Here is a 21420-nt window from a genome sequence, read left to right on the forward strand (position 1 = left end):
AGCCCTTTGTAATCATCTAGTATTTTCATTACTTCTTTCCCTTCGCATAATTTGCATCAAATAAGAATAGACGCATAAGCAAAATAAGAGATGGAACTAATAAAAGCAGTCCTCCTATAAATGCAGCGATAAGTGCAATTGCCATCGAAGGATTTGTAGCACTCTCTTCTATATTTATTTGTGGGAAAAGTAAATATGGAAATTTAGCCATTCCGTACCCGAAAAATGCCAAGAAAAATTGCATCATTACGGCAATAAAGGCAACACCATAATATTTACCAATATATAATAGACTGATGGCGATTAAGAAAAATGCCATGGATAGTCCAAAAACCCACCATAAATCAATCATATTTTCGAAATTCTGCTGGTTCCTCTGACTTAAAGCAATCATTGTTGTTAATGCCATAATAATGGTTGGTGTAGCCCAAAACAATGCCCATTTCCTCACTAAATGAAGAGCTGGTTTATCATTTGCCTTTGAAGCATAATAAGTAATAAAGCTTGCACTTATAAAAAGAACGGATACTATCGCTAACCCAACAATGCTCCAAGCCAATGGGCTCGTAAATAACTCCAAATACTTTAATGATACTTGACCATTGTGTTCAGAAATGAATCCGCCCTCAGAAATCGTTAAAGCAACCGACAGGGATGCGGGGATAAACAACCCTGTAGCACCATATAGAAACATATAAACATTACTTTGTTTTGATCCATAATTTTCAAAAGCATAAAACGAGCCTCGAATCGCTATTAAAATGATGGCGAAGCTTGCAGGTACAAGTAATGCAGATCCATAATAATAGGCTGATGATGGAAAGAAACCAACAATACCAACAAAAAAGAATACTAGAAATACATTGGTTACTTCCCAAACTGGAGATAAATATCGCGAAATAATTTTGTTTATGATGTGATCTCGTTTTGTTACCTTTGCAAAATAAGCAAAAAAGCCTGCACCAAAATCAATTGATGCCACAATTAGATAACCATATAAAAACAACCATAATACACTAATCCCTATGATTTCATAGCTCATTTTTTATCCCCCTTTGATAATTCAGGGTAGTGCTTCTCCAAATCAAGCTCCACTGGATTATCTTTAAACAATTTTCTTAAGGTAAGAATAAATAGCGTTCCAAGCACCACGTATAATGCTAAAAATAAGAAGAACATATGCACAATATAGGGTGATTTAGTCGCAGCCTCTTCTACTGTCATGTAGCCTCTCAAAATCCATGGCTGTCTGCCAAGCTCAGCGAAAAGCCAACCGAACTCAACTGCTAACATCGCAAGTGGACCGCCAAGAGCAAGGAGCCATAGAATAAATTTATTGTGGACATCCCAGCGTTTTAATCTGCTTAGGACAAGATACAAAAACGAAACTGCTAATAAGAAGAAGCCAATCATAACCATCAAATCAAACAAATAATGAATAATCAATGGTGGTCGTTCATCTTCAGGTGTTGCTTCTAGTCCTGTTACCTCACTAGTAAAATCACCATGCGCTAAAAAGCTTAAGAAACCGGGAACCCGAATGGCGCCAACGACTTCATTATCTTCATTTAACCAACCAAAAAGTACTAAATCAGCATTTCCTTCTGTTTCAAAATGCCATTCTGCGGCTGCTAGTTTTTCTGTTTGATGTTTTGCAAGGTATTTTGCTGACAAGTCTCCACCTAATGCTGTTAGGATGGAAAAAACAAACATAGAAATAACAGTCATTTTCAATGCTTTTTTATGATATTCTGCAGCTCCCTTTTTTCTTAATAGTGCGAACGCCGCAATAGCTGCTAAGATTGCAGCAACTGTTAAGTACGAGCCTCCTAAAACATGAAATACTCTTGTTGGAGTGGATGGGTTTAACATTGCTTCAAATGGATTAACTGCCGAAAATTCACCGTTTTCCATTGTGAAGCCAGAAGGTGAATTCATAAACGAATTAACTGTGCTAATAAAGACAGCTGACATACCAGCACCAATAATTACAGGTATGGATATTAACCAGTGCGTATATTTACTTTTAAAACGATCCCATGTATAAAGGTAAATTCCAAGAAATATGGCTTCAAAGAAAAACGCAAAAACCTCCATAAACAGTGGCAGCGCAATCACATTCCCTGCAAGCTGCATAAAGTTTGGCCAAACGAGTGATAACTGTAAAGCGATAGCAGTACCTGTAACTACCCCTATTGCTACAGATATAACAAACCCTCTGGCCCATCGTTTAGCTAATAATTCATAATGTTTATCTTTCTTTCTAATACCAATAAACTCAGCTAATGAAATAAATAATGGTACACCTACACCTAAAGTAGCAAAAACAATATGAAAAATCAGAGTCATAGCTGTAATTAATCTACTTATCGTAACTGTATCAAACTCCATTTTTTCAACCTCCTTGAATGTAAATTTATGTGAAATGATGAACAATACATTGCAAACTTAAATATTTTTGACAACAGATTGCTCCATTCAAACAACTACAGATTCCTAAATTGAACAAATTTGCATTTATACTATGTACAGCATTACTTTTCTAACCTAATCTAACCCTTGGTTTTCTTCATGATATGGTTTTATTTCTTTATTACCACTATGTATATAATGTTAACATGAATAGTAATAAAGAAATTGTGAACAATCGGTGTACTTTTTGTGTCAATTTTCGTAAGGATAAGTTTTCCATTTTCATTAAGATATACAATTTCCTTTATTACCTGCGCATCCTAGTTAAATAATAATGCAGCATTGTATTTAACTAATAAACTCCCAATTTGCAATGGAAAGCCTTAATTCTACTGCTTTCCTATCAGCTCTCTTCTTAAACCGATATTTCTTGTGCACCTTTTTTGCTTGGAATATAAATCCATACAATTAACGATTGACATGATAGAAGATTTATTAAAGAATGATATGGTAGAAAAATCCACATAATAATGATTCATACATAATGAATAAAAGGGAGATTAAGTCATTGCGAAACATATTTACTATTTATAAAAATGATTGGGTACGGATCTTCCGAACTCCTGTAGCTTTGTTTTTAATCATAGCATTAATGATTTTACCCTCTCTTTATGCTTGGTTTAATTTAAAGGCTTCATGGGACCCGTATTCCAACACTAGTGGTATTAAAATTGCGATAACTAACGAGGACGAGGGTGCTGTCATTCGTGATAAGGAAGTACATATCGGCGATGAAATTATATCAACCTTAAAAGAGAATGATAAGCTCGGGTGGACATTTGTCAGCAAAAAGGAAGCAGCTGAAGGAGTCAAAAAAGGCACTTATTATGCAAGTCTTTATATACCGAAGGACTTTTCAGAGAAGATAGGTACTGTTTTAGAGGATGAACAAGTAAAACCAGAAATTGAATATACTGTTAACGAGAAATTGAATGCCATTGCACCAAAAATGACATCCAGCGGTGCTTCAACCATTGTCCAATCTGTTAAGGAAAGCTTCGTGGAAACAGTAAGCGAATCTGTCCTGACTATCTTTAATGATGCGGGAATTAAGCTAGAGGAAGAGCTTCCTACTATTCGCAATATCGAGAGTAAAATTTTCACATTAGAGGGAGACATCCCTCAAATTGATGCACTATCTGAAAAGATTCTCCATTTAGAGGAAAAGCTACCGGTAATTGATGAACAGGCACAAAAACTATTAGCATTAGAAGCTGCCATTCCAGAATTAAATGCAGCATCAGAGAATGTTTTATTATTAGAAGAAAAACTTCCAGAGCTTGAAAAGGTTGGCGATGGGATTCTGCTTCTACAGGAAAAAGCCCCTGAAATCGAACAAGCGGCAACAAAGGTAGCTGAATTAGAAAGTCACTTTTCCGAAATTAGCGAGACTGTTACAAAAGCCGTCACTAATGTTGAAAAGATGCAAGAATTTATTACAACAGCTAGTGGGTCGTTAGCAGAAATTGAGCAAGGTATCAATAATGGGCAACAAATAGCGGAGGTCCTCCCTGATTTTATCGAGGAAAATTCGGAAGCTTTCGAAACAATTGGTCCGGTTTATAAACAGAATCTTCTTTTGTATGAAAACACAGCGGATGCTGTTCATCAGTATGCGACTTTAGTGAAAACTGGTTCACTTTCTGACCAAGAAATAACAGAAAAGGCAGCACTCCTAAAGACACAGGTACAAACAAGTATAGATAGTATCAACCGCTCCATTGCGTTATTTACGACGCTTAATACTGCCAATGGAGATACAGCTTTACAACAAGAGATAACAGACCTGCAAGCTTTGCAATCAAACTTTAATAAAGAAAAAGAATATCTTGGTACTATTCAAGCAAATAATGCTGCGGAATTAATGGCATTGTCTCAAGAAGCTATTAACACAAGCTCAGCAATGCTTAACCGTTATGATACGCAAACGGCTCCTGCCATAAATAATGCTCTAAGTGTATTGAAAGAAACAGCCCAAAATGCAGGCGCAGATTTAAAAAGTGCCCAAGAGAGCTTGCCGAAATTAAAAGAAGTTTTAAATACAACAAAAGATTCGCTTGCCCTTGCACAGGAAAATTTATCTAAGCTTGAAAACAATCTCCCAGCAATTGAAAAAGAGATTCAGAAAACCTCAAGCATTATTCAAGACAATATGGCTGATGTTTTAGTTGGGATAGATAAAGCTGCAGACTTTTATACAAACACATTTCCATCCTTAGAAGAGAAAGTGCATGTAGCAGCGGACTTTGTGCGTAACGACCTTCCTGAAGCAGAAAAGCAACTATCTAAGATTGCTTCGATTATTAACAATGAACTGCCTGGTTTAGAAGATTCCGTTCATAAGGTTGCGGATTTAGTGCGAGATGACTTACCGAGCTTAAAGAAAACCATAATGAATACAGCCGATTCTATCCGAGAATTTGAAGATAATTATGATTTAGGTGAAATTATCTCCTTGTTAAAAAATGATATAAATGAAGAAAGTGACTTTATGGCGAATCCAGTTGTTTTAGATGAGCATTCTCTATTTGCCATTCCTAATTATGGTTCTGCTAACTCTCCTTTTTACACAACACTTAGTTTATGGGTTGGAGGATTATTACTGATTTCGTTGCTGCGTGTGGATGTCAGAGATCCTGAAGGAATTTATACTTCTAATCAAATCTATTTTGGTAGAGGTTTAACATTTCTTACGATCGGATTTTTCCAAAGTCTGATTGTTACTTTAGGAGATATATTCATCTTAAAAGCATATGTCGCAAATCCAGTCGCTTTTGTGCTTTTCAGTATGCTGATCAGTATGGTTTTCATGACAATTGTATATACATTAGTATCTGTTTTCGGTAATATCGGGAAAGGTGTCGCCATCATCTTCCTTGTATTACAGTTATCAGGGGCAGGTGGGACATTCCCAATCCAAGTTGCTCCACCATTCTTTCAAGCGATAAATCCATTCCTTCCGTTTACGTATGCGATTAACCTATTACGTGAAACAGTTGGTGGAATGGTAAATGAAGCAGTTTATCATGCAGTGAGCATGCTGCTGTTATTCGGTGTGATTGCGATAATAGCAGCCGTATTCCTTAAAAAACCACTAGCTAATGCCACGAGAAAAACGGCAGAAAAAGCTAGATCAAGCGAGATTATTCATTAAATAAAGGAAAGTAGCATACTGGACTGTAGATGAAACATTAATTAATGTTTCATCTACAGTTTTTTATTTTAAGTAATCCCCCTATTCTTATTTTATAGTCATGGTAATTGGACGAGCCTATATCACTTCTTTTTTTTCCTTTACTTTGCCTCTTTCACCAAAATAGTTGGTTCCAACAACACCGATGACAATCATAATTGCACCTGCTAAATGGTATAAATGAAATTCCTCTTTTAAGAAAATAACACCTGCTAAAATCGTGATAAGTGTAGCTACATTACTGAAAACACTCATTTTTGATGCAGCTATTTTTGATAAGGCATAGTTGGAAAGATAGGATGATCCTAATGAAGACAATATCCCTAAATAAAGGATGGCTAGAACAAAATCACCATGTTTAAAAGGTTCCGCAAATTGCCTGACTGTTCCATCCAATAGGTGGTTTGTCAGTGCGATGCCGTTAAAGGCTATAAATCCAAACAATGTCATGAAATAAGTGATTGTGAATATGGAATAGCGTTGAGTTAGCTTCCTGGCAAATACGTTGTAGAGTGAAGACGTTATGGCTGAAATTAAAATAAGGCCAGTTCCAAGAAAACTTGTATTTGTGCTCCCTGAGCTGTTCATTAACATAATAAAAATCACACCGGCTACAGATAAACCTATTGCTATTTTTTGACTATTTGTGGAAGTTTCCTTTAAAATGATACTTGCAAAAACCAACGTAAAGATAGGGATTGTTGCTTGAATAATACCAGCCTCCGAAGAGGAAGTATGCACTAACCCAAACACTTGAAAAGCAAAGAAGCATGTCGGATAAAGTATAGCTAACAATGAAATCCGCAGTACATCTTTTTTTGTTATTTTAATTGCTTCTTTTCTTATCACCAACAACACGGTGGCAACAAGCCAAGCAGTGGTAAAGCGATGCGCTAATGTATCTAACGGTGTAGCAGCAGTTAATGTAATTTTCACAAACATAAATGACAACCCAATGATGAATGCATAAATAGTTGCTGCAATATATGCCTTTCGTTTTTCAATCATGTTTATTCCCCCATAAATTAATCCGGCCGGTATACTTTAATCTTAAGAGATAATAGTACCTAGCACGATCTAAAAATCACAGATCTGTACCGATACAGATTTGAAAGGAGGTTTATGATGCTTAAATATGAATCAATTTATCAATCACTATTAATGCAAATTCAATCTGGTATTTTTGCAACAGGTGCGAAGCTACCTTCTATTCGAAATTTAACAGAGCAATACCATTGTAGTAAGAGTACGGTATTAACAGCATTAAAAAAACTGGAGGAACAACATATTATTTACGCCTTACCTAAAAGTGGATATTATGTTGTCGATAATTATGTGTTCAAACCCTCAATGTCCACAGATATTATTGATTTTGCAAGCTCTTCTCCCACTTGGCATGCATTTCCTTATAAAGAATTTCAGCACTGTATAAACAAAGCAATTGATACCTATCAAGAAGAACTATTTCGTTATGGAACGCCAAAAGGTTGGCCGCCACTGATTGCAGAAGCGAAAAAATTACTAGAATCCTACCAAGTATTTACGCAAGAGAAACAGATTTTCATAACTACAGGTGTACAACAGGCTCTTTCCTTACTGAGTATAATGCCCTTTCCAAACAACCGATCTACCATTCTAGTTGAACAACCTAGTTATCATTTATACATGGATATGCTGAAAACCTTTCAGCTTCCAGCAATCGGAATTCAACGTACTGCCAATGGTATTGATTTAGCCCTGTTAGAGCAACTATTCCAGGAGAAAAATATTAAATTTTTTTATACAATGCCACGCTTTCATAATCCTTTAGGAGCTTCATACAATAAAAAGGAAAAAGAGGCCATTTTACAATTAGCTGAAAAATATAATGTATACATAATAGAGGATGATTATATAGCTGATTTTGAAACCAACTCGAAAAATGACCCGCTTTTCACCGAGGATTACCACGAAAAGGTGATCTATTTAAAAAGTTTTTCAAAAGTACTATTCCCTGGATTACGGGTTGGATTGGCGGTTCTTCCTCCTGCACTTATCGACGTTTTCCAAAAATACAAAATGACAACTGACATCGACAGCTCGATGATTTCACAAGCTGCCTTATATCTTTATTTGAAAAATGGGATGTTTGAACATAATAAAACAAAAGTTAGAGACATCTACCAAGCACGTGCGAAGGTTTTGCATCAATCCATACAGGATCATTTATCTATGTGCGAATCTTCAGATGAAATCGTCATGCATAGTCATATTTTATTGCCCAAGCGTGTAAATTTACCATCATTTATTTCTAATTTACATAAAGATGGTATCCTTCTAGATCCAGTTAACAGAAATTATTTAGACAACTTTTACAATGAACGAATTTTGAAGTTGAATGTTTCCAATGTTGATGTCCAACGGATTGACGAAGGAGTTAGGAAAGTGGCCAGCGCACTGAAAAATCCGCAGCACTACTTTTTGTAGCTGCTTTCGTCACGACAAGCCTATCCTTATTTGACAGCATAATGGTGAGAAAGTTAAACTTCACCATTATGTATTCGACTTAAAATTGTTGTTCCCTAAGAGTCCAATAATTCTCCTAAAAAAAAACCAACCTCAGAAAATGAGGTTGACCTCTATGTATTCATGGATTAGCTTGGTTCAAAGTCCTTTGCGATTGCATCTACATATAACTTATTTAATGCCTGCTCTGCCAAATCGGCAAAATAATAGGCTGCTGGCAATATTGCCTCTTCATTAAGCGTATACTTCGGATGATGCAGACCGTATTCTCCGGAAACGCCGATATTAACAAATGCACCTCGTATGCTCTGTTGATAAAAGGCGAAATCTTCTCCTCCTGATGTTGGTTCCACTTCAACTACTTTATAGCCATTGTTTTCGGCAATATGTCTGGCAAAGTTGGTCCAATCTGAATCATTATTAACAGATGGCGGTCCTGCATGCCAAACTAATTCGCCTTCTGCTCCATAGGTATCTGTTATCCCTTTAATTACCCGTTCAATTTTCCCTTGTATCGTTTGCCGGATTTCTTCCTTTAATGTTCTGACAGTTCCTTCTAAATAAGCTGTTTCAGGAATGACATTCCATGTGTTGCCACCATGCATTTGTGTAACACTGATTACGACACTTTCACTTGGTTTTGTTTGCCTGCTTACAATCGACTGTAATCTTGAAATGATTTCAGCAGAAATAACGATAGGGTCTATTCCTTCTTGCGGTCGTGCCGCATGGCTGCCTTTGCCCTTGATGTTAATCTCGAAGCGGTCAACACCTGCTGTTAGGACACCTTCCTTTACTCCGAAGACGCCTACTTCGCTTAAAGGGTCATTATGAAGACCAAATATAGCCTCGACTCCTTCCAATCCCCCTGAAGCAATGATAGATTTAGCACCATGACCAGTCTCTTCTGCTGGTTGAAATACAAGTCTGACTGTCCCCTTTATCCTGTTTTGTCTGTTTTTCAACAAATAAGCAGCACCAATAATGACGGCAGTATGGAAATCATGACCACATGCATGCATAACACCAGGAATGCTTGATTGAAAAGGACTCACCGCTTCTTCATGAATTGGCAAGGCATCAATATCTGCTCTGATCGCGATGACAGGCCCATCAGGCTCACCAATCACCTCTCCAATAACACCTGTAGCTAATGGCACATCAAGAATGGCAATCCCTGCATTCTCAAGCCACTGTCTGATTTTCTTTGTTGTTTCTACTTCTTGGTTGGATAATTCAGGCTCATTATGGAGATTCCTTCGTACATCAATCAAATGATTTTCTAATTCATTCTTATTATCTGTCACAATATTTAAGCCCAAAGCTATCCTTCCCTTCCTCTAATTCAACTTACAAAATCGAATTTGTCTCTGCAAGAAATTCATTTAAGGATTTAACTAGCCCGCCGCTTCCAAATTTCACGTATTTACTATCTGTTTGGAACTGATCTTGTGTCAACAGATATTCTAGATACGCAATCACATGGATACGTCTGCTGATGATATTGTTAATTCCATTTGTATAGAACCATTCATCAATTGTATGGTAAATCCCTTTATTTATTTTATATTTTTCGTTGCACCATTGAAAAAAACGAACCTCTGGAAAATGAAGATATTCACATTGAGCAAATGCTTCCTTTTTCTTCATCCGAAAAACTTTTTTTGAGACGACAAGCCCGTAGTCAATCAGCATGTGAAACACTTCCTCCCCATTTTTATTAATTAGTACTTAGTTTTGATTAAGCGGCTGTTTTTCGTATTGACTGTGCTTGTATGCTAAGCCTAAATTCTCCCTGAGTGTAGCACCAGTATATGCTTTATTGTAATAACCCTTGTTTTCCAAAATAGGCAAAACATGTTCGATCCAATCAGATAATCCGTTACCAAGTACAGGTGCACCGTAAATGAAGCCATCTGCCGCTCCGCCGTCTATCCATTCAATCAACTGGTCTGCCACTTGTTCATATGTTCCAAAGAACGCACTTTTCGGTGTTGTCACCTGCAGTGCAACCTCTCTTAAAGTCAGGTTGTTTTCTTTCGCCAATTTTTTGATGCTGTCTGTTGTGGAACGGAAGCTGTTCGCTCCAACATCCCCGATTTCTGGAAAAGGCTCATCAAGTGGAAAAGCACTGAAATCAAAATGGTCAAAGAATCTTCCTAAATAGTTTAATGCATCTTCAATTGATACAAGGTTTTGAATTGCCGCATACTTTTCTTCTGCCTCTTCCATTGTTCTGCCTGCAATCGGGTGAATGCCAGGAAAAATTTTTATTTCATCCCTGCTTCTGCCGAGCTGGTCTGCGCGATTTTTCACATCATCGTAAAATGCCTTTGCTTGATCAAAGGAACTCGAATTTGTAAAAACAGCATCAGCATCCTTTGCGGCAAGGTTTTTTCCTGCTTCCGATGACCCAGCTTGGAAGATAACCGGCTGACCTTGTTTAGAGCGTTCAATATTTAACGGTCCTTTAACGGAGAAATGCTTGCCAGTATGGTTTAATGTATGCAGCTTTTCTGGATCGAAGAATTGCCCTGTTTTGCGGTTTCTTACAAATGCGTCATCGTCCCAAGAATCCCACAAGCCTTTTGCCACTTGCAGATACTCTTCGGCAATTTCATATCTCAACGCATGGTGTGGGTGATCTCCCTTACTATAATTTTCAGCAGAGCCTTCTAATGGAGATGTCACAACATTCCAGCCTGCTCTGCCACCGCTGAGCTTATCTAATGAAGCAAACTGGCGGGCAATCGTAAATGGTTCACTATAAGAAGTAGATACCGTCCCAACTAAACCAATATTTTTCGTAATTGTCGCAAGAGCCGATAATATGGTTAGCGGCTCAAATCTGTTTAAGAAATGAGGAATTGATTTTTCATTTATAAATAAACCGTCTGCCACAAATGCGAACGTAAAGCCTGCTTCCTCTGCCTGCTTTATGATCGATTGATAATATTCAATATTGACACTTGCATCTGCAGGTACAGATTCATCCTTCCATGCGTTCATATGTCCCCCAGGGCCGTGCAGCATAACACCAAATTCAATTTGTTTTTTCTTTGTCATGATTTTCATCCTCCATTTGCTTATTTTAAATACCAACAAAACTTGTAGGAATAGTTTAGATTATCATAAACCAAAGCTTTAAGAATGTATAATTAGTATTTTTAAAGTCACGCATTACTTTTATTAATACATTTAGCCAGGCGGGAATTAATTCCAAAAATCAGTATTATTAAATTAATCTATCAGTTTTTTTAATTTAACAAATCTTCTGGCAGATGTTAGCATAAGCACTAATCCTACAAAACAAAGTTAATTAGTAGGAATTAAATTACATACTTTGGGGGTATTACTTTGAAAAAAACAAAGTACAAATGGCTGTCACTATTACTTGTTCTATTCGTAATTGCAGGCTGCAGCAGCAATACCGGCACAACAAGCAGCTCTAGTAATACGAAGGATGCTGTTCAAGATGGAGGAACCTTAAATATCGCTTTTCAAAGTGAGCCTACAACACTTGATCCGCAAATAACAGGAAACTCTAGTGTTAAGGACGCAACTCGCAGCATTTATGAAAAGCTCGTCATTCTCGATGACAGTGGCAATGTTGTTCCTGACTTAGCGGAAAAGATTGATTTAAGCGATGACAAGAAGGTATATACATTCCAATTGCGAAAAGGCGTGAAGTTTCATAATGGCAAGGAAATGACTGCTGATGATGTGGAAGCCTCTATTAATAGATGGATTAAGCTTTCATCGCTTGGTAAAACAAACTTTATTGGCGCAGAAGTGAAAAAAACAGACGACTATTCAGTTGAACTCCATTTAAAAACACCTAATGTTAATACACTTGCACTGCTTGCAGACCCAATTCCAGCTGCTGCAGTAATGCCGAAAGAAATTATCGAAAAAGCTCCTGACGAGGGGGCAACAGAGTATGTCGGTACAGGACCATACAAGGTGAAGGAATGGAAGCAAAATCAATACTTAACTTTAGAGAAGTTTGCTGACTATTCCTCTGAAGGCCGTGAGCTCAAGAAAGAACCTCATGTAGATGAAATCAAAATCAGCTTTATTACAGATGAATCTACAAGAATATCCGGATTAACAACAGGCCAATTTGACATTGCATTAGGAATATCCAGTGATAATGCACAACAAGTGGAAGGAGCACAAACTGCCTCTATTAAAAAGGCTCCTGGTGGATTTCTTGGTCTTTTCTACAATTCCCAAAAAGGTTTCTTTAAGGAGTTGAATGCAAGAAAAGCTGTCAATGCGGTTATAAATTCTGAGGATATCCTTTCCAGCTCTTATGGCAGCGCTGATTTCTATGAGTTGACTTCTTCGATTGTTAATAAGCAATTCCCTAACTATTACAGTGAAGCAGGCAGCGCGGAATATAACCAGCATGATCCAGATAAAGCGAAGGAATATTTAAAGGAAGCCGGCTATAACGGACAAGAAATTAAAATTTTAACTTCCCGTGACTATCAGGATCAATACAATACTGCTGTTGTTGTTCAGCAAGAATTAGAGGATATCGGTGTCAAGGTGAAACTGGAAGTATATGATTGGGCTACATTTGGTGAAAAGTTAACCGACACAAGCAGTTGGGATCTTTATCCTGTAGACTGGGCAGCACGTTCGACAATCTTCCAAGGCTTCTGGACATCATACGGAGCGCCAGTTGAGGAATCTACTAAATACTTAGATGCTATTAAGGCCTCAGCTGATGTGGAGGATGCAAGACCTGCAATTGATGCTGCTCAGCAGTATGTGTGGGATACTCTTCCATTCACTTTAATTGGCCATAAGGTTGCACTAAATGCTGTTGCCAATAAAGTAGAAGGCTATGAATTCAACTTAGGACCAGTCTTCTATAATATCAGTCTTAAAAACAATTAATACACCTAAAGAAGCAAGGCTTGCAGTTTTCGCTGTCTTGCTTCTTTCATCCAAATTTTCAAATTCGAAAGGAAGATTTCATGGGCGGATATATTATAAGACGGCTTTTGTCGCTCATCCCCGTATTGTTAGTCGTTGCTGTAGTCGTTTTTCTAATCATTCATATTACGCCTGGTAACCCTGCCATGATTATCTTGGGCGAAGGGGCAACTCCTGAACAAATCGAAGAGCTTAATCAAAAACTTGGTCTTGATAAACCATTAATAGCGCAGTTTTTTATTTGGCTGGCTAATATCGCACAAGGTGACTTCGGCGATTCCTATTTTCTTGGAAAACCTGTCCTCATAGCCTTTTTGGAAAATGCAGGACCGACTCTTTCACTTGCTGTCCTTGCACAGCTAATCGGTGTCACAATTGCCCTTTTGTTCGGTATTGTTGCAGCAAAAAATCAAGGTCGTATGAAGGATGATCTTATTTCTGGAACAAGCTTAATCGGTATTTCGATTCCCAGCTTTTTATTAGGCTCCTTTCTCATCATGATTTTTGCTGTGCAACTGAAGGTTCTGCCAGTCTCAGGCTATGCTCCTCTTAGTCAAGGTATCTGGGAGCATTTAAAGTATCTTATTTTGCCTGCTATCACTCTCGGCACAATCCAAGCCGCTCTTATTACAAGGATGACAAGGTCCTCCCTGCTTGATACCCTTTCGGAAAATTTTATTAAAACAGCAAAGGCAAAAGGTGTTAGTGAAAGAGCAATTCTGCTCAAACATACATTAAGAGTTGCCTTCCTTCCAATTTTAACTGTTATTGGTGAGTCATTTGCAGGTCTTATCACTGGTGCGGCTGTGACGGAATCATTATTTAATATCCCTGGACTTGGCCAATTGATTGTTGCTTCCATTAATCGCCGTGATTACGCAGTCATTCAAGGAGCTGTTTTAATGATTACCGTTGTTTATGTGCTGATGAACCTGCTGGTTGATTTGTTATATGCAGTAATTGATCCGCGTGTTCGAAACTCATATCAAGCTTAAGAAAGGAGAAAACAATGTCAGAAAGCACGAAAGTACTTGTTAATAAACCAATAGACTTAAAAAAAACAATCAAAAAAAATAGCCGCTTTTTTTCGAACAGATTGCTGCTTACTGGTAGTATTTTATTAGTTATCACCACCTTTATAGGAGTGTTCGCCTCCTTTCTTTCTCCATATGAGATATTAGAAATTGACCCAAAAAACCGCTTGGCTGCACCATCTAATGCCCATTGGTTTGGTACAGACAACTTTGGGAGAGATGTATTTAGCAGAACGATGTACGGTGTTCGCATCTCCTTGCTGATTGGAGTTACTGTAACCTTAGTTGCATCTGTTATCGGGCTGACTGTTGGGCTGCTGGCTTCTTATTATAAATTGCTGGATCATATTTTTATGCGGATATGTGACGGCCTGTTCGCTTTTCCGTCGATTCTGCTGGCAATTGCGATTATGTCTGCACTTGGTCCAAAATCAATTAACGTTATCATCGCGCTAGTTCTTGTTTTCATTCCTTCTATAGCAAGAATTGTCCGTTCCGCTGCATTAGTTGTGAAAGAAAAGGTATTTATCGAGGCACTACAGGCACAAGGTGCGAGTTCATTCCGAATACTCTTTTTGCATATTGCCCCAAATATTCTTGCTCCGCTTATTGTCCAAGTGACATTTGTCTTTGCAGTCACCATTTTGACAGAAGCATCGCTCAGCTTTCTTGGAGCCGGCATCCCTGCTCCCCTTCCAAGCCTTGGGAATATGCTTTATGACGGGAAGCTTGCGATTTATAACGCTTGGTGGATGACCGTTTTTCCTGGCCTTTTCATCATTTTAATCGTGCTTGGACTTAACCTGTTCGGCGATGGCTTAAGAGATCATCTCGATCCGAAAAGCAAACTTTCAGTGAAAAGGAGAAAAAGAAGATGAGCCACGTTGTTCCATTACTTAAAATAGAAGATTTACAAGTAGACTTTGCCACACATAAGGGAACGGTTTCTGCTTTAGATGGGGTCTCCTTCGAACTGCAGGAAGGCGAGATATTAGGTGTTGTTGGAGAATCCGGCTGTGGAAAAAGCGTTACAGCAGAAGCAATCCTGCAATTGCTCGATGAAGATAGCACCTTTTATGATGGAAAGATTATGTTTAATGGGGAAAATCTTTTGGAGTATAACAAGAAAAAGCTGGAGAAATTACGCGGCAATGATATTGCCATGATCTTTCAAGATCCAATGTCTTCTCTCAATCCCGTTATGCCGATTGGCAAACAAATCGCAGAATCGATTCATATTCATCAATCGACATCAAAAAAAGAATCCATTAGGAAAGCAGTCGAGCTTCTTAGGCTTACCGGAATCCCTTCGCCTGAACAAAGGGCAAAGGAATATCCTCATGAGCTTTCCGGAGGGATGCGGCAGCGGGTTATGATCGCGATGGCTTTGTCGTGTCAGCCTAAGCTGCTGATTGCGGATGAACCAACAACTGCATTAGATGTGACAATCCAGGCGCAAATATTAGAATTAATTACCTCCTTTCAAAAGCAATTAAATATGGGGATTATCCTTATCACACACGACTTTGGCGTAATTGCTAATATGTGCACAAAAGTAGCTGTCATGTATTTAGGGCAAGTAATTGAAGAAACAGATGTCAAAACCCTCTTTAAACGGCCATTTCATCCATACACAATTGGTTTAATGAAGTCTGTGCCGCAAATAGAAGGCGAGCGTGTTGAGCAGTTACCAAGCATTGCAGGCACTGTTCCTTCCCTCTTTCAAATTCCAACCGGCTGCCGGTTCGCACCGAGATGTAAGTATGCAAGCAGCACATGTGAAAGTAGCATGCCTTCATTGGAAACAGTCGAAAACAACCATCGTGTTCGTTGCTGGCACTATGATGAAGTGTTGAAAGGAGAAACAATCTATGCAGACTGAACAAACTTTAAACAAAGGAAAACCGATTTTACAGGTGAAAAATCTGCAGAAATATTATCCTGTCAGAACATCACTAGGGAAAACAAAAGCCTATATTAAAGCAGTGGAGGACCTGTCCTTTGACATATATGAGGGCGAAACCTTTGGATTGGTTGGCGAGTCGGGCTGTGGAAAAAGTACTGCTGGAAGAACACTTTTAAAGCTTGTAGAGCCGACAAATGGCGAGGTCATTTATCGGGATGAAGATATTTTTAAGTTGAAGAAATCATCGCTAAAGCATGTTCGCAAGGAGCTGCAAATGATTTTTCAGGATCCTCATACATCATTGGACCCACGTAAAAAAGTCGGCTATTCGATTGAAGAATCACTTGCTATCCATAAAATAGGCTCTAAACAAAAACGCAAAAGCCTTGCATTAGACATTTTGAAAAAGGTCGGCTTTAACGAGGAACATTATTACCGGTATCCTCATGAATTTTCCGGCGGACAAAGGCAGCGGATCGGTATCGCCCGCTCTCTCGTTCTACAACCGAAACTGATTATTTGTGATGAACCTGTATCGGCACTTGATGTTTCCATCCAAGCACAAATTGTTAATCTGCTGAAAAGTCTGCAAAAGGAACTGAACTTGTCCTATGTTTTTATATCTCATGACCTAAGTGTTGTCAGACATATTGCGGATAAAGTTGGAGTCATGTATTTAGGCAATCTTGTCGAACAAGCTTCAACAGAGGATTTATTTTCAGACCCGTTGCATCCATATACGAAATCCTTAATTTCTGCAGTTCCATTGCTAAACCCCGAGAGCAAACGGGAAAAAATAGCGATACAAGGAGAAATCCCCTCTCCTCTTAACCCTCCATCAGGATGTGTATTTCACACTAGATGTCCGTTCGCCTTCGAGCGCTGCAAAACCGAAGTGCCAAAAAACAACCATATACATAATAAACGGACCGTTAAATGCCATTTATATGATGAATAAATTTCTGAATGTCTTGCTGCTTTTAGCAAGGCTTTTTTTTTGCACTTTAAATATTTTTAATTATAAGTTGACAGGTAGGAATTATATGTTTTATAATCATCTTAATTTAGAAAATTGAAAAATTGGCAAGCTGATCGGAACACCGAAGGCGTAACCCTTACTGCATTTACTGCATATAAAGGATTACGCCTTTTTTCTATACTTTTATACTTTTATTAAGACTAAGGGGTATTGTACATGAAAAAATTAATCATCTTTGCATTTATCGGACTGTTAGCACAATTAATCGATGGATCCTTAGGAATGGCCTATGGCGTAACATCTTCTTCGCTCTTGCTTACATTTGGAATTGCCCCTGCTGTAGCATCTGCTTCTGTTCATTTGGCTGAAGTCGTCACTACTGCCGCATCTGGTGCATCTCATATTAAGTTTGGCAATGTTGATAAGCAAACAGTCTATCGTTTGATTATTCCAGGTTCAATCGGAGCATTCTTAGGGGCAACTTTTTTAAGCAATCTTCCAGGTGATATAGCAAAGCCTTATATCTCCATGTTCCTATTAATATTAGGACTATATGTGTTAGTGCGCTTTTTGTTCAACTTCCGTCCATCAGAAGAGAAAAAGAGTCTGTCATTAAGCCGTAAACAATCTATTCCTTTAGGACTAATTGCCGGATTTGCCGACGCCACAGGAGGCGGCGGCTGGGGACCGATTGCAACTCCGGTTTTGTTATCAAAAAAAGGCATTAGCCCGCGAAAAGTCGTTGGTACTGTTGATACAAGTGAGTTCGCAATTGCAGTATCTGCAACGCTGGGTTTCTTTATATCACTTGGTTGGGAACAGGTAAACTGGCTGTGGGTTGGCGCGTTGATGATCGGCGGCATTATCGCAGCACCTATTGCAGCATGGCTTGTCCGAAAGCTGCATGCACAGCTAATGGGTGTGCTGGTCGGCGGATTTATTATCTTAGTGAATGCTCGCACACTTGTGACTTCATGGATAGATAATGAAGCAGCATATCCATATGTTTATGCAATCATCATTGTCGTTTGGATTATCTCCATTATCTATGCTGTTAATAAAGTTAAGTCTTATAAGAAACAAAGCAATCCTAATATTTCTGCATAACTTGAAAAACCTTTGCAGGAAAAACACCCCCTGAATCGTATTAATATAATATGATTTCTAGGAGGGTGTTTTTTTAGTTTTTTTCAAACGTCTATTGTGAACGTTAACATTTTTATTCTATTTCTTTTTCTTTTTTTAATACATGTAATGCATTGGACCTTGAGATAAATCCTAGCTGTTCAAATGCGTTGTCTGTGGACCATGGTTTTTGCGGATTATCAGAAACCCCATAGTAAGTCCCGTACCTTACTGTTGACTCAAGAGCAAGGTCAAAAAGCTGAACCGTATCCTCATGTGTCAGCAATGTTCTATGCAAACGGTCGTCTTCCTTTACAGCCTCCATTTCGTTCGGGTGAACACTTCCAATTCGCAAATTTATTAGCGATAGATTGTTTTCGGTTTGATGGGAAAGAATATGGCCGATATTTTCGGAAGCAAGCTTTAACACACCATATAAGCCGTTAGAGTAAGGATAATCCTCTGTCGTAACTTCTCTTCCTAACGTCGAAAAACCATCTTTCTCGTAATAATCAGTAGTATGATTGCTGCTCGCATAGACAATCTTAGGAATTCCTAACGTAATGGCGGCATGCATTGCATAAAATGAAGCCATAAAATGAAGCTGTGTCATGTTTTGAAATTCTTGTATATCCTGTAAGTCGTTATGAGATTTCATTGTTAGTAAATTAATTAATGCATCTGAATCTTTTGGGATGCTGTGGCGGAGCGAGTCATAATCTGTTGCATTTACCTCTATAAATTCTTCAGCCTGTTCAGGGGCTTTTTTATCAAGGATAACAATATGGTATTTACTGCTGAGACCCTGATATAAAATTGATCCAATCGTGCCGGCACCGCCAATAATGGTAACTTTCTTTTTCATTATTTCCTCCATTAAGTAAGCTTTGTAACGTTTTTAAGTAGTTACTCTTATTTAAAAAGATAACCATCAAGCGGAATATTAAACCTTGTAATTAAAAAAAGAGGCTGAGACAAGTCAAAATATAATCTATCTGAACACAAACATAAATAATTTCATCTAATATGGAAACAATGGAGCTTCAGATTATCAATAGAAAAGGACTTCAGAATTTATCACTTCGGTCACTCCCTTCCGCCTACTCGTCTTCACCTTGAGGGGTCTCATCCTTTCCTCAGTTGCGAGTACCCTATTCTTGTTTTAAACAGAAAGCACCAAATGAAAAAAAACTGAACTATTAATCGGTAATCGATAAAATAGTTCAGTTTCAATCTAGACTTAAATACTATTGTGCCAACCTTATTTCTATTATCTATTATCAAATCCATAATACTCAAAGTAATCAAAATCTGCATACGAATTAGCTTTTTTGTCCAAATCATGGACAGCAATTCCAACAAAGTTACCTGTAAATCCTCCAGATAGGAACATGACATCCTGAGCATACCCAATTTCTTGCCAAGCAGTGCTATCTCCCGTTTGATAATAAAAATTCGCAACAGGGCCATTGACTTCTACCTTAAACTTCACCTCTCCTTCTCCCATCTTTATACATACTGGACTTAATGTAAATTCCCCTTCCGCGCATTTCATTAGGCGTATGACACGTCCAGCTTCTTCATCATAGGTTAAGTAGGCATAAAGATAGTTATTATCGTTGAGATATAGTAGTAAACCAGCCATTTGGTTGAATGTTTTTGGTGTGTAGTCTAGCTTTGTTTCAGCAATGAAATGGAAATCCTTTTGGCGGACTGCAAGAAGATGGTGCTCAAATAAAGATTGGATGGATTCACCTGAGTGCATGCGTAAATAGCTGTTACGACTCTTTAAATCGCACCATGCCTCATCTGCTAAAATCCGTAATGTATTCCACTCTTTTTCAAGAGCATCGTTAAAATCATCTTTAAAATCGGTATGTTTTCTTTGCTCTGTCTTGTTGGTAGTGATAATGTCTGTTTCTAACAATGGACCATTGCCGCCCAATACTAATCGCAGCCAGCCGTCTTCTGTCCAATATACCTCCTGAATGGCGGTTTCTCGTCCTAAAATAGCAGCATTTCCTTGCAATGGCCGTGTACATAAATACACCATATACCAATGTCCTGTTGATGTTTGCACAATGCTGCCGTGACCAGAGCATTGTAAAGGAGAAGCTGGTTTATCCTTTGCAGTCAGCATCGGATAATGGGGGTCCAGCTCATATGGACCTGTTATCTCTTTTGACCTGCATACTGTCACAGCATGACCCGACCCAGTACCACCTTCTGCCGTAATTAAATAGTAATAATCACCGTGGCGGTAAAGATGAGGCGCTTCTGTTTTGGCTAATTCTGTGCCATCGAAAATCTTGTAGACAGGTCCGATTAAAGCTTCGTTCTCTCCGTCAAATTCTTGCATAACAATTCCTGCTGATTTATTACCGGTTGTCAGCCGATAATCCCAAATTTCATTTAACAACCACTTGCGTCCGTCCGCATCATGGAATAAAGATGGATCAAAACCACTGCTATTTAAATAGACCGGTTTTGACCAAGGACCATTAATACTTGGTGCTGTAATTAAGTAATTGTGTGAATCCTTAAACGGTCGTTTCGTACTTTTCACATCTGTGTAGATTAGATAAAACAGCCCATTAGAATAACTAATTTGCGGAGCCCAAATACTGCCATTCTGTGGATTTCCCCGTAAATCTACTTGATCTGTTAGGATATCTGTTTCATGCTCCCAATTGACTAAATCGTTTGATTGATAGATTCGTACTCCTGGCAGCCATTCAAAGGAAGAAACAGCAATATAATAAGTCTCCTCTACCTTCAGGACATTAGGATCTGGATTAAATCCGGGCAATATTGGATTTTTGACTTTTGTTCGATACATAATTTGCTCCTTCCCTTTTCGTTATTTTTCTAAATAAACATAAGCTTCCAGTAATAAAAAAGAAAAAAGCTAATGGGAAAGCAAGCATTTGGGTGCCAATTAAAGTAGTCAGACCTGCAGCTAAATAAAGAAAAGCCGCCCATTTAGGATATCTGTTTCTCCAGATGCATACTGTCGCTGGTAAAGTGAGGCTAAGCACAATCAACAAGGTAACACCGAACCATACAGCCAGTGCTTTCACTGCTAAGAAACTTTCAGAAACATAGTCTTTTGAAACATCCTCCTGCAGAATCGGAAAAACAGTTTCTGCAAAAGTTTTTTCCTCCATTGTGGTGATGGTTAACGAAAATCCTCCCAATAGCACTACACAGAGAATGACACCTACAAATCCAATGATTACTTCCCTTTTTCGCTTCATTC

The 21420-nt window shown here is 38.3% G+C and carries 17 protein-coding genes; 8 read left to right on the top strand and 9 right to left on the bottom strand.

The annotated features are described in order from the left end of the window. Positions 1-28 precede the first annotated feature (28 nt). Together NQZ71_RS22275 and NQZ71_RS22280 are read right to left on the bottom strand one after the other, a co-directional pair. Positions 29-1042 (bottom strand): cytochrome d ubiquinol oxidase subunit II, encoded by a 1014-nt coding sequence (locus NQZ71_RS22275; protein ID WP_144458464.1) that lies wholly within the window; start codon positions 1040-1042, stop codon positions 29-31. Then, positions 1039-2391, bottom strand: a complete 1353-nt coding sequence (locus NQZ71_RS22280; RefSeq protein ID WP_317012458.1) for a cytochrome ubiquinol oxidase subunit I — start codon at positions 2389-2391, stop codon at positions 1039-1041. Before NQZ71_RS22280 ends, NQZ71_RS22275 begins: the two co-directional genes overlap by 4 nt. A 589-nt stretch (positions 2392-2980) precedes the next feature. Here NQZ71_RS22280 and NQZ71_RS22285 point away from each other — a divergent pair. Beyond that, entirely contained in the window at positions 2981-5626 is a 2646-nt protein-coding gene (locus NQZ71_RS22285; protein ID WP_275008905.1) for a YhgE/Pip domain-containing protein, read from the top strand. 117 nt (positions 5627-5743) lie between these two features. Here the strand turns inward: NQZ71_RS22285 and NQZ71_RS22290 are convergent, their stop codons facing one another. Further along, on the bottom strand, positions 5744-6673 hold the full coding sequence (locus NQZ71_RS22290) for a DMT family transporter (RefSeq protein WP_275008904.1): 930 nt from the start codon (positions 6671-6673) through the stop codon (positions 5744-5746). A 117-nt stretch (positions 6674-6790) separates the two neighbouring features. Here NQZ71_RS22290 and NQZ71_RS22295 point away from each other — a divergent pair, with 117 nt between their 5' ends. Beyond that, complete coding sequence (locus NQZ71_RS22295) at positions 6791-8131, top strand: aminotransferase-like domain-containing protein (RefSeq protein ID WP_144458460.1); 1341 nt, start codon at positions 6791-6793, stop codon at positions 8129-8131. A gap of 167 nt (positions 8132-8298) precedes the next feature. On the opposite strand, the gene NQZ71_RS22300 is transcribed toward NQZ71_RS22295, so the two are convergent. The 3 genes from NQZ71_RS22300 to NQZ71_RS22310 are packed head-to-tail and all read right to left on the bottom strand — an operon-like array spanning position 8299 to position 11236. Beyond that, entirely contained in the window at positions 8299-9492 is a 1194-nt protein-coding gene (locus NQZ71_RS22300) for an amidohydrolase (RefSeq protein WP_317012459.1), read from the bottom strand. Between the two features lie 28 nt (positions 9493-9520). Further along, positions 9521-9865: a hypothetical protein gene (locus NQZ71_RS22305; protein ID WP_317012460.1), complete on the bottom strand. Its 345-nt coding sequence runs from the start codon at positions 9863-9865 to the stop codon at positions 9521-9523. A gap of 36 nt (positions 9866-9901) precedes the next feature. Continuing rightward, positions 9902-11236 (bottom strand): LLM class flavin-dependent oxidoreductase, encoded by a 1335-nt coding sequence (locus NQZ71_RS22310; RefSeq protein ID WP_317012461.1) that lies wholly within the window; start codon positions 11234-11236, stop codon positions 9902-9904. Positions 11237-11527: 291 nt separating this feature from the next. Between NQZ71_RS22310 and NQZ71_RS22315 the strand changes: the two genes are divergently transcribed. From NQZ71_RS22315 to NQZ71_RS22340, 6 genes are all read left to right on the top strand, one after another. Continuing rightward, positions 11528-13078, top strand: a complete 1551-nt coding sequence (locus tag NQZ71_RS22315) for an ABC transporter substrate-binding protein (protein WP_317012462.1) — start codon at positions 11528-11530, stop codon at positions 13076-13078. An 80-nt stretch (positions 13079-13158) separates the two neighbouring features. Continuing rightward, a complete protein-coding gene (locus tag NQZ71_RS22320) occupies positions 13159-14112 on the top strand; it encodes an ABC transporter permease (RefSeq protein ID WP_260055790.1) in 954 nt (317 codons plus the stop codon). Between the two features lie 14 nt (positions 14113-14126). Continuing rightward, a complete protein-coding gene (locus NQZ71_RS22325) occupies positions 14127-15029 on the top strand; it encodes an ABC transporter permease (RefSeq protein ID WP_317012463.1) in 903 nt (300 codons plus the stop codon). After that, positions 15026-16033 carry an ABC transporter ATP-binding protein gene (locus NQZ71_RS22330; protein ID WP_144458455.1) on the top strand — a complete coding sequence of 336 codons (1008 nt, stop codon included), beginning with the start codon at positions 15026-15028 and terminating at the stop codon, positions 16031-16033. The genes NQZ71_RS22325 and NQZ71_RS22330 overlap by 4 nt, the downstream gene beginning before the upstream one ends. Next, a complete protein-coding gene (locus NQZ71_RS22335) occupies positions 16023-17015 on the top strand; it encodes an ABC transporter ATP-binding protein (RefSeq protein WP_144458454.1) in 993 nt (330 codons plus the stop codon). The genes NQZ71_RS22330 and NQZ71_RS22335 overlap by 11 nt, the downstream gene beginning before the upstream one ends. 237 nt (positions 17016-17252) lie before the next feature. Beyond that, positions 17253-18143 carry a sulfite exporter TauE/SafE family protein gene (locus NQZ71_RS22340; protein WP_144458453.1) on the top strand — a complete coding sequence of 297 codons (891 nt, stop codon included), beginning with the start codon at positions 17253-17255 and terminating at the stop codon, positions 18141-18143. Positions 18144-18255: 112 nt separating this feature from the next. Here NQZ71_RS22340 and NQZ71_RS22345 read toward each other — a convergent pair whose 3' ends face one another. The 3 genes from NQZ71_RS22345 to NQZ71_RS22355 form a co-directional block, all read right to left on the bottom strand. Further along, positions 18256-19026, bottom strand: coding sequence for an NAD-dependent epimerase/dehydratase family protein (locus tag NQZ71_RS22345; protein WP_317012464.1), 771 nt, complete (start codon positions 19024-19026; stop codon positions 18256-18258). A 405-nt stretch (positions 19027-19431) separates the two neighbouring features. Continuing rightward, the gene (locus tag NQZ71_RS22350) at positions 19432-21000 is read right to left on the bottom strand and encodes a glycoside hydrolase family 43 protein (RefSeq protein WP_317012465.1); all 1569 of its coding nucleotides are present in this window, start codon (positions 20998-21000) and stop codon (positions 19432-19434) included. Continuing rightward, entirely contained in the window at positions 20957-21418 is a 462-nt protein-coding gene (locus tag NQZ71_RS22355; protein WP_260055787.1) for a hypothetical protein, read from the bottom strand. The genes NQZ71_RS22350 and NQZ71_RS22355 overlap by 44 nt, the downstream gene beginning before the upstream one ends. Between the last annotated feature and the right edge of the window lie 2 nt (positions 21419-21420).

Source organism: Niallia taxi, assembly GCF_032818155.1.
Lineage (GTDB): Bacteria > Bacillota > Bacilli > Bacillales > Cytobacillaceae > Niallia > Niallia taxi_A.

What these genes read in the sequence shown, in the direction of transcription:
- NQZ71_RS22330 (WP_144458455.1), top strand. Translation starts at nt 15,026, where the DNA reads ATGAGCCACGTTGTTCCATTACTTAAAATAGAAGATTTACAAGTAGAC.
- NQZ71_RS22340 (WP_144458453.1), top strand. Translation starts at nt 17,253, where the DNA reads ATGAAAAAATTAATCATCTTTGCATTTATCGGACTGTTAGCACAATTA.
- NQZ71_RS22335 (WP_144458454.1), top strand. Translation starts at nt 16,023, where the DNA reads ATGCAGACTGAACAAACTTTAAACAAAGGAAAACCGATTTTACAGGTG.
- NQZ71_RS22290 (WP_275008904.1), bottom strand. Translation starts at nt 6,673, where the DNA reads ATGATTGAAAAACGAAAGGCATATATTGCAGCAACTATTTATGCATTC.
- NQZ71_RS22325 (WP_317012463.1), top strand. Translation starts at nt 14,127, where the DNA reads ATGTCAGAAAGCACGAAAGTACTTGTTAATAAACCAATAGACTTAAAA.
- NQZ71_RS22295 (WP_144458460.1), top strand. Translation starts at nt 6,791, where the DNA reads ATGCTTAAATATGAATCAATTTATCAATCACTATTAATGCAAATTCAA.
- NQZ71_RS22275 (WP_144458464.1), bottom strand. Translation starts at nt 1,042, where the DNA reads ATGAGCTATGAAATCATAGGGATTAGTGTATTATGGTTGTTTTTATAT.
- NQZ71_RS22305 (WP_317012460.1), bottom strand. Translation starts at nt 9,865, where the DNA reads ATGCTGATTGACTACGGGCTTGTCGTCTCAAAAAAAGTTTTTCGGATG.
- NQZ71_RS22350 (WP_317012465.1), bottom strand. Translation starts at nt 21,000, where the DNA reads ATGTATCGAACAAAAGTCAAAAATCCAATATTGCCCGGATTTAATCCA.
- NQZ71_RS22280 (WP_317012458.1), bottom strand. Translation starts at nt 2,391, where the DNA reads ATGGAGTTTGATACAGTTACGATAAGTAGATTAATTACAGCTATGACT.
- NQZ71_RS22345 (WP_317012464.1), bottom strand. Translation starts at nt 19,026, where the DNA reads ATGAAAAAGAAAGTTACCATTATTGGCGGTGCCGGCACGATTGGATCA.
- NQZ71_RS22355 (WP_260055787.1), bottom strand. Translation starts at nt 21,418, where the DNA reads ATGAAGCGAAAAAGGGAAGTAATCATTGGATTTGTAGGTGTCATTCTC.
- NQZ71_RS22320 (WP_260055790.1), top strand. Translation starts at nt 13,159, where the DNA reads ATGGGCGGATATATTATAAGACGGCTTTTGTCGCTCATCCCCGTATTG.
- NQZ71_RS22310 (WP_317012461.1), bottom strand. Translation starts at nt 11,236, where the DNA reads ATGACAAAGAAAAAACAAATTGAATTTGGTGTTATGCTGCACGGCCCT.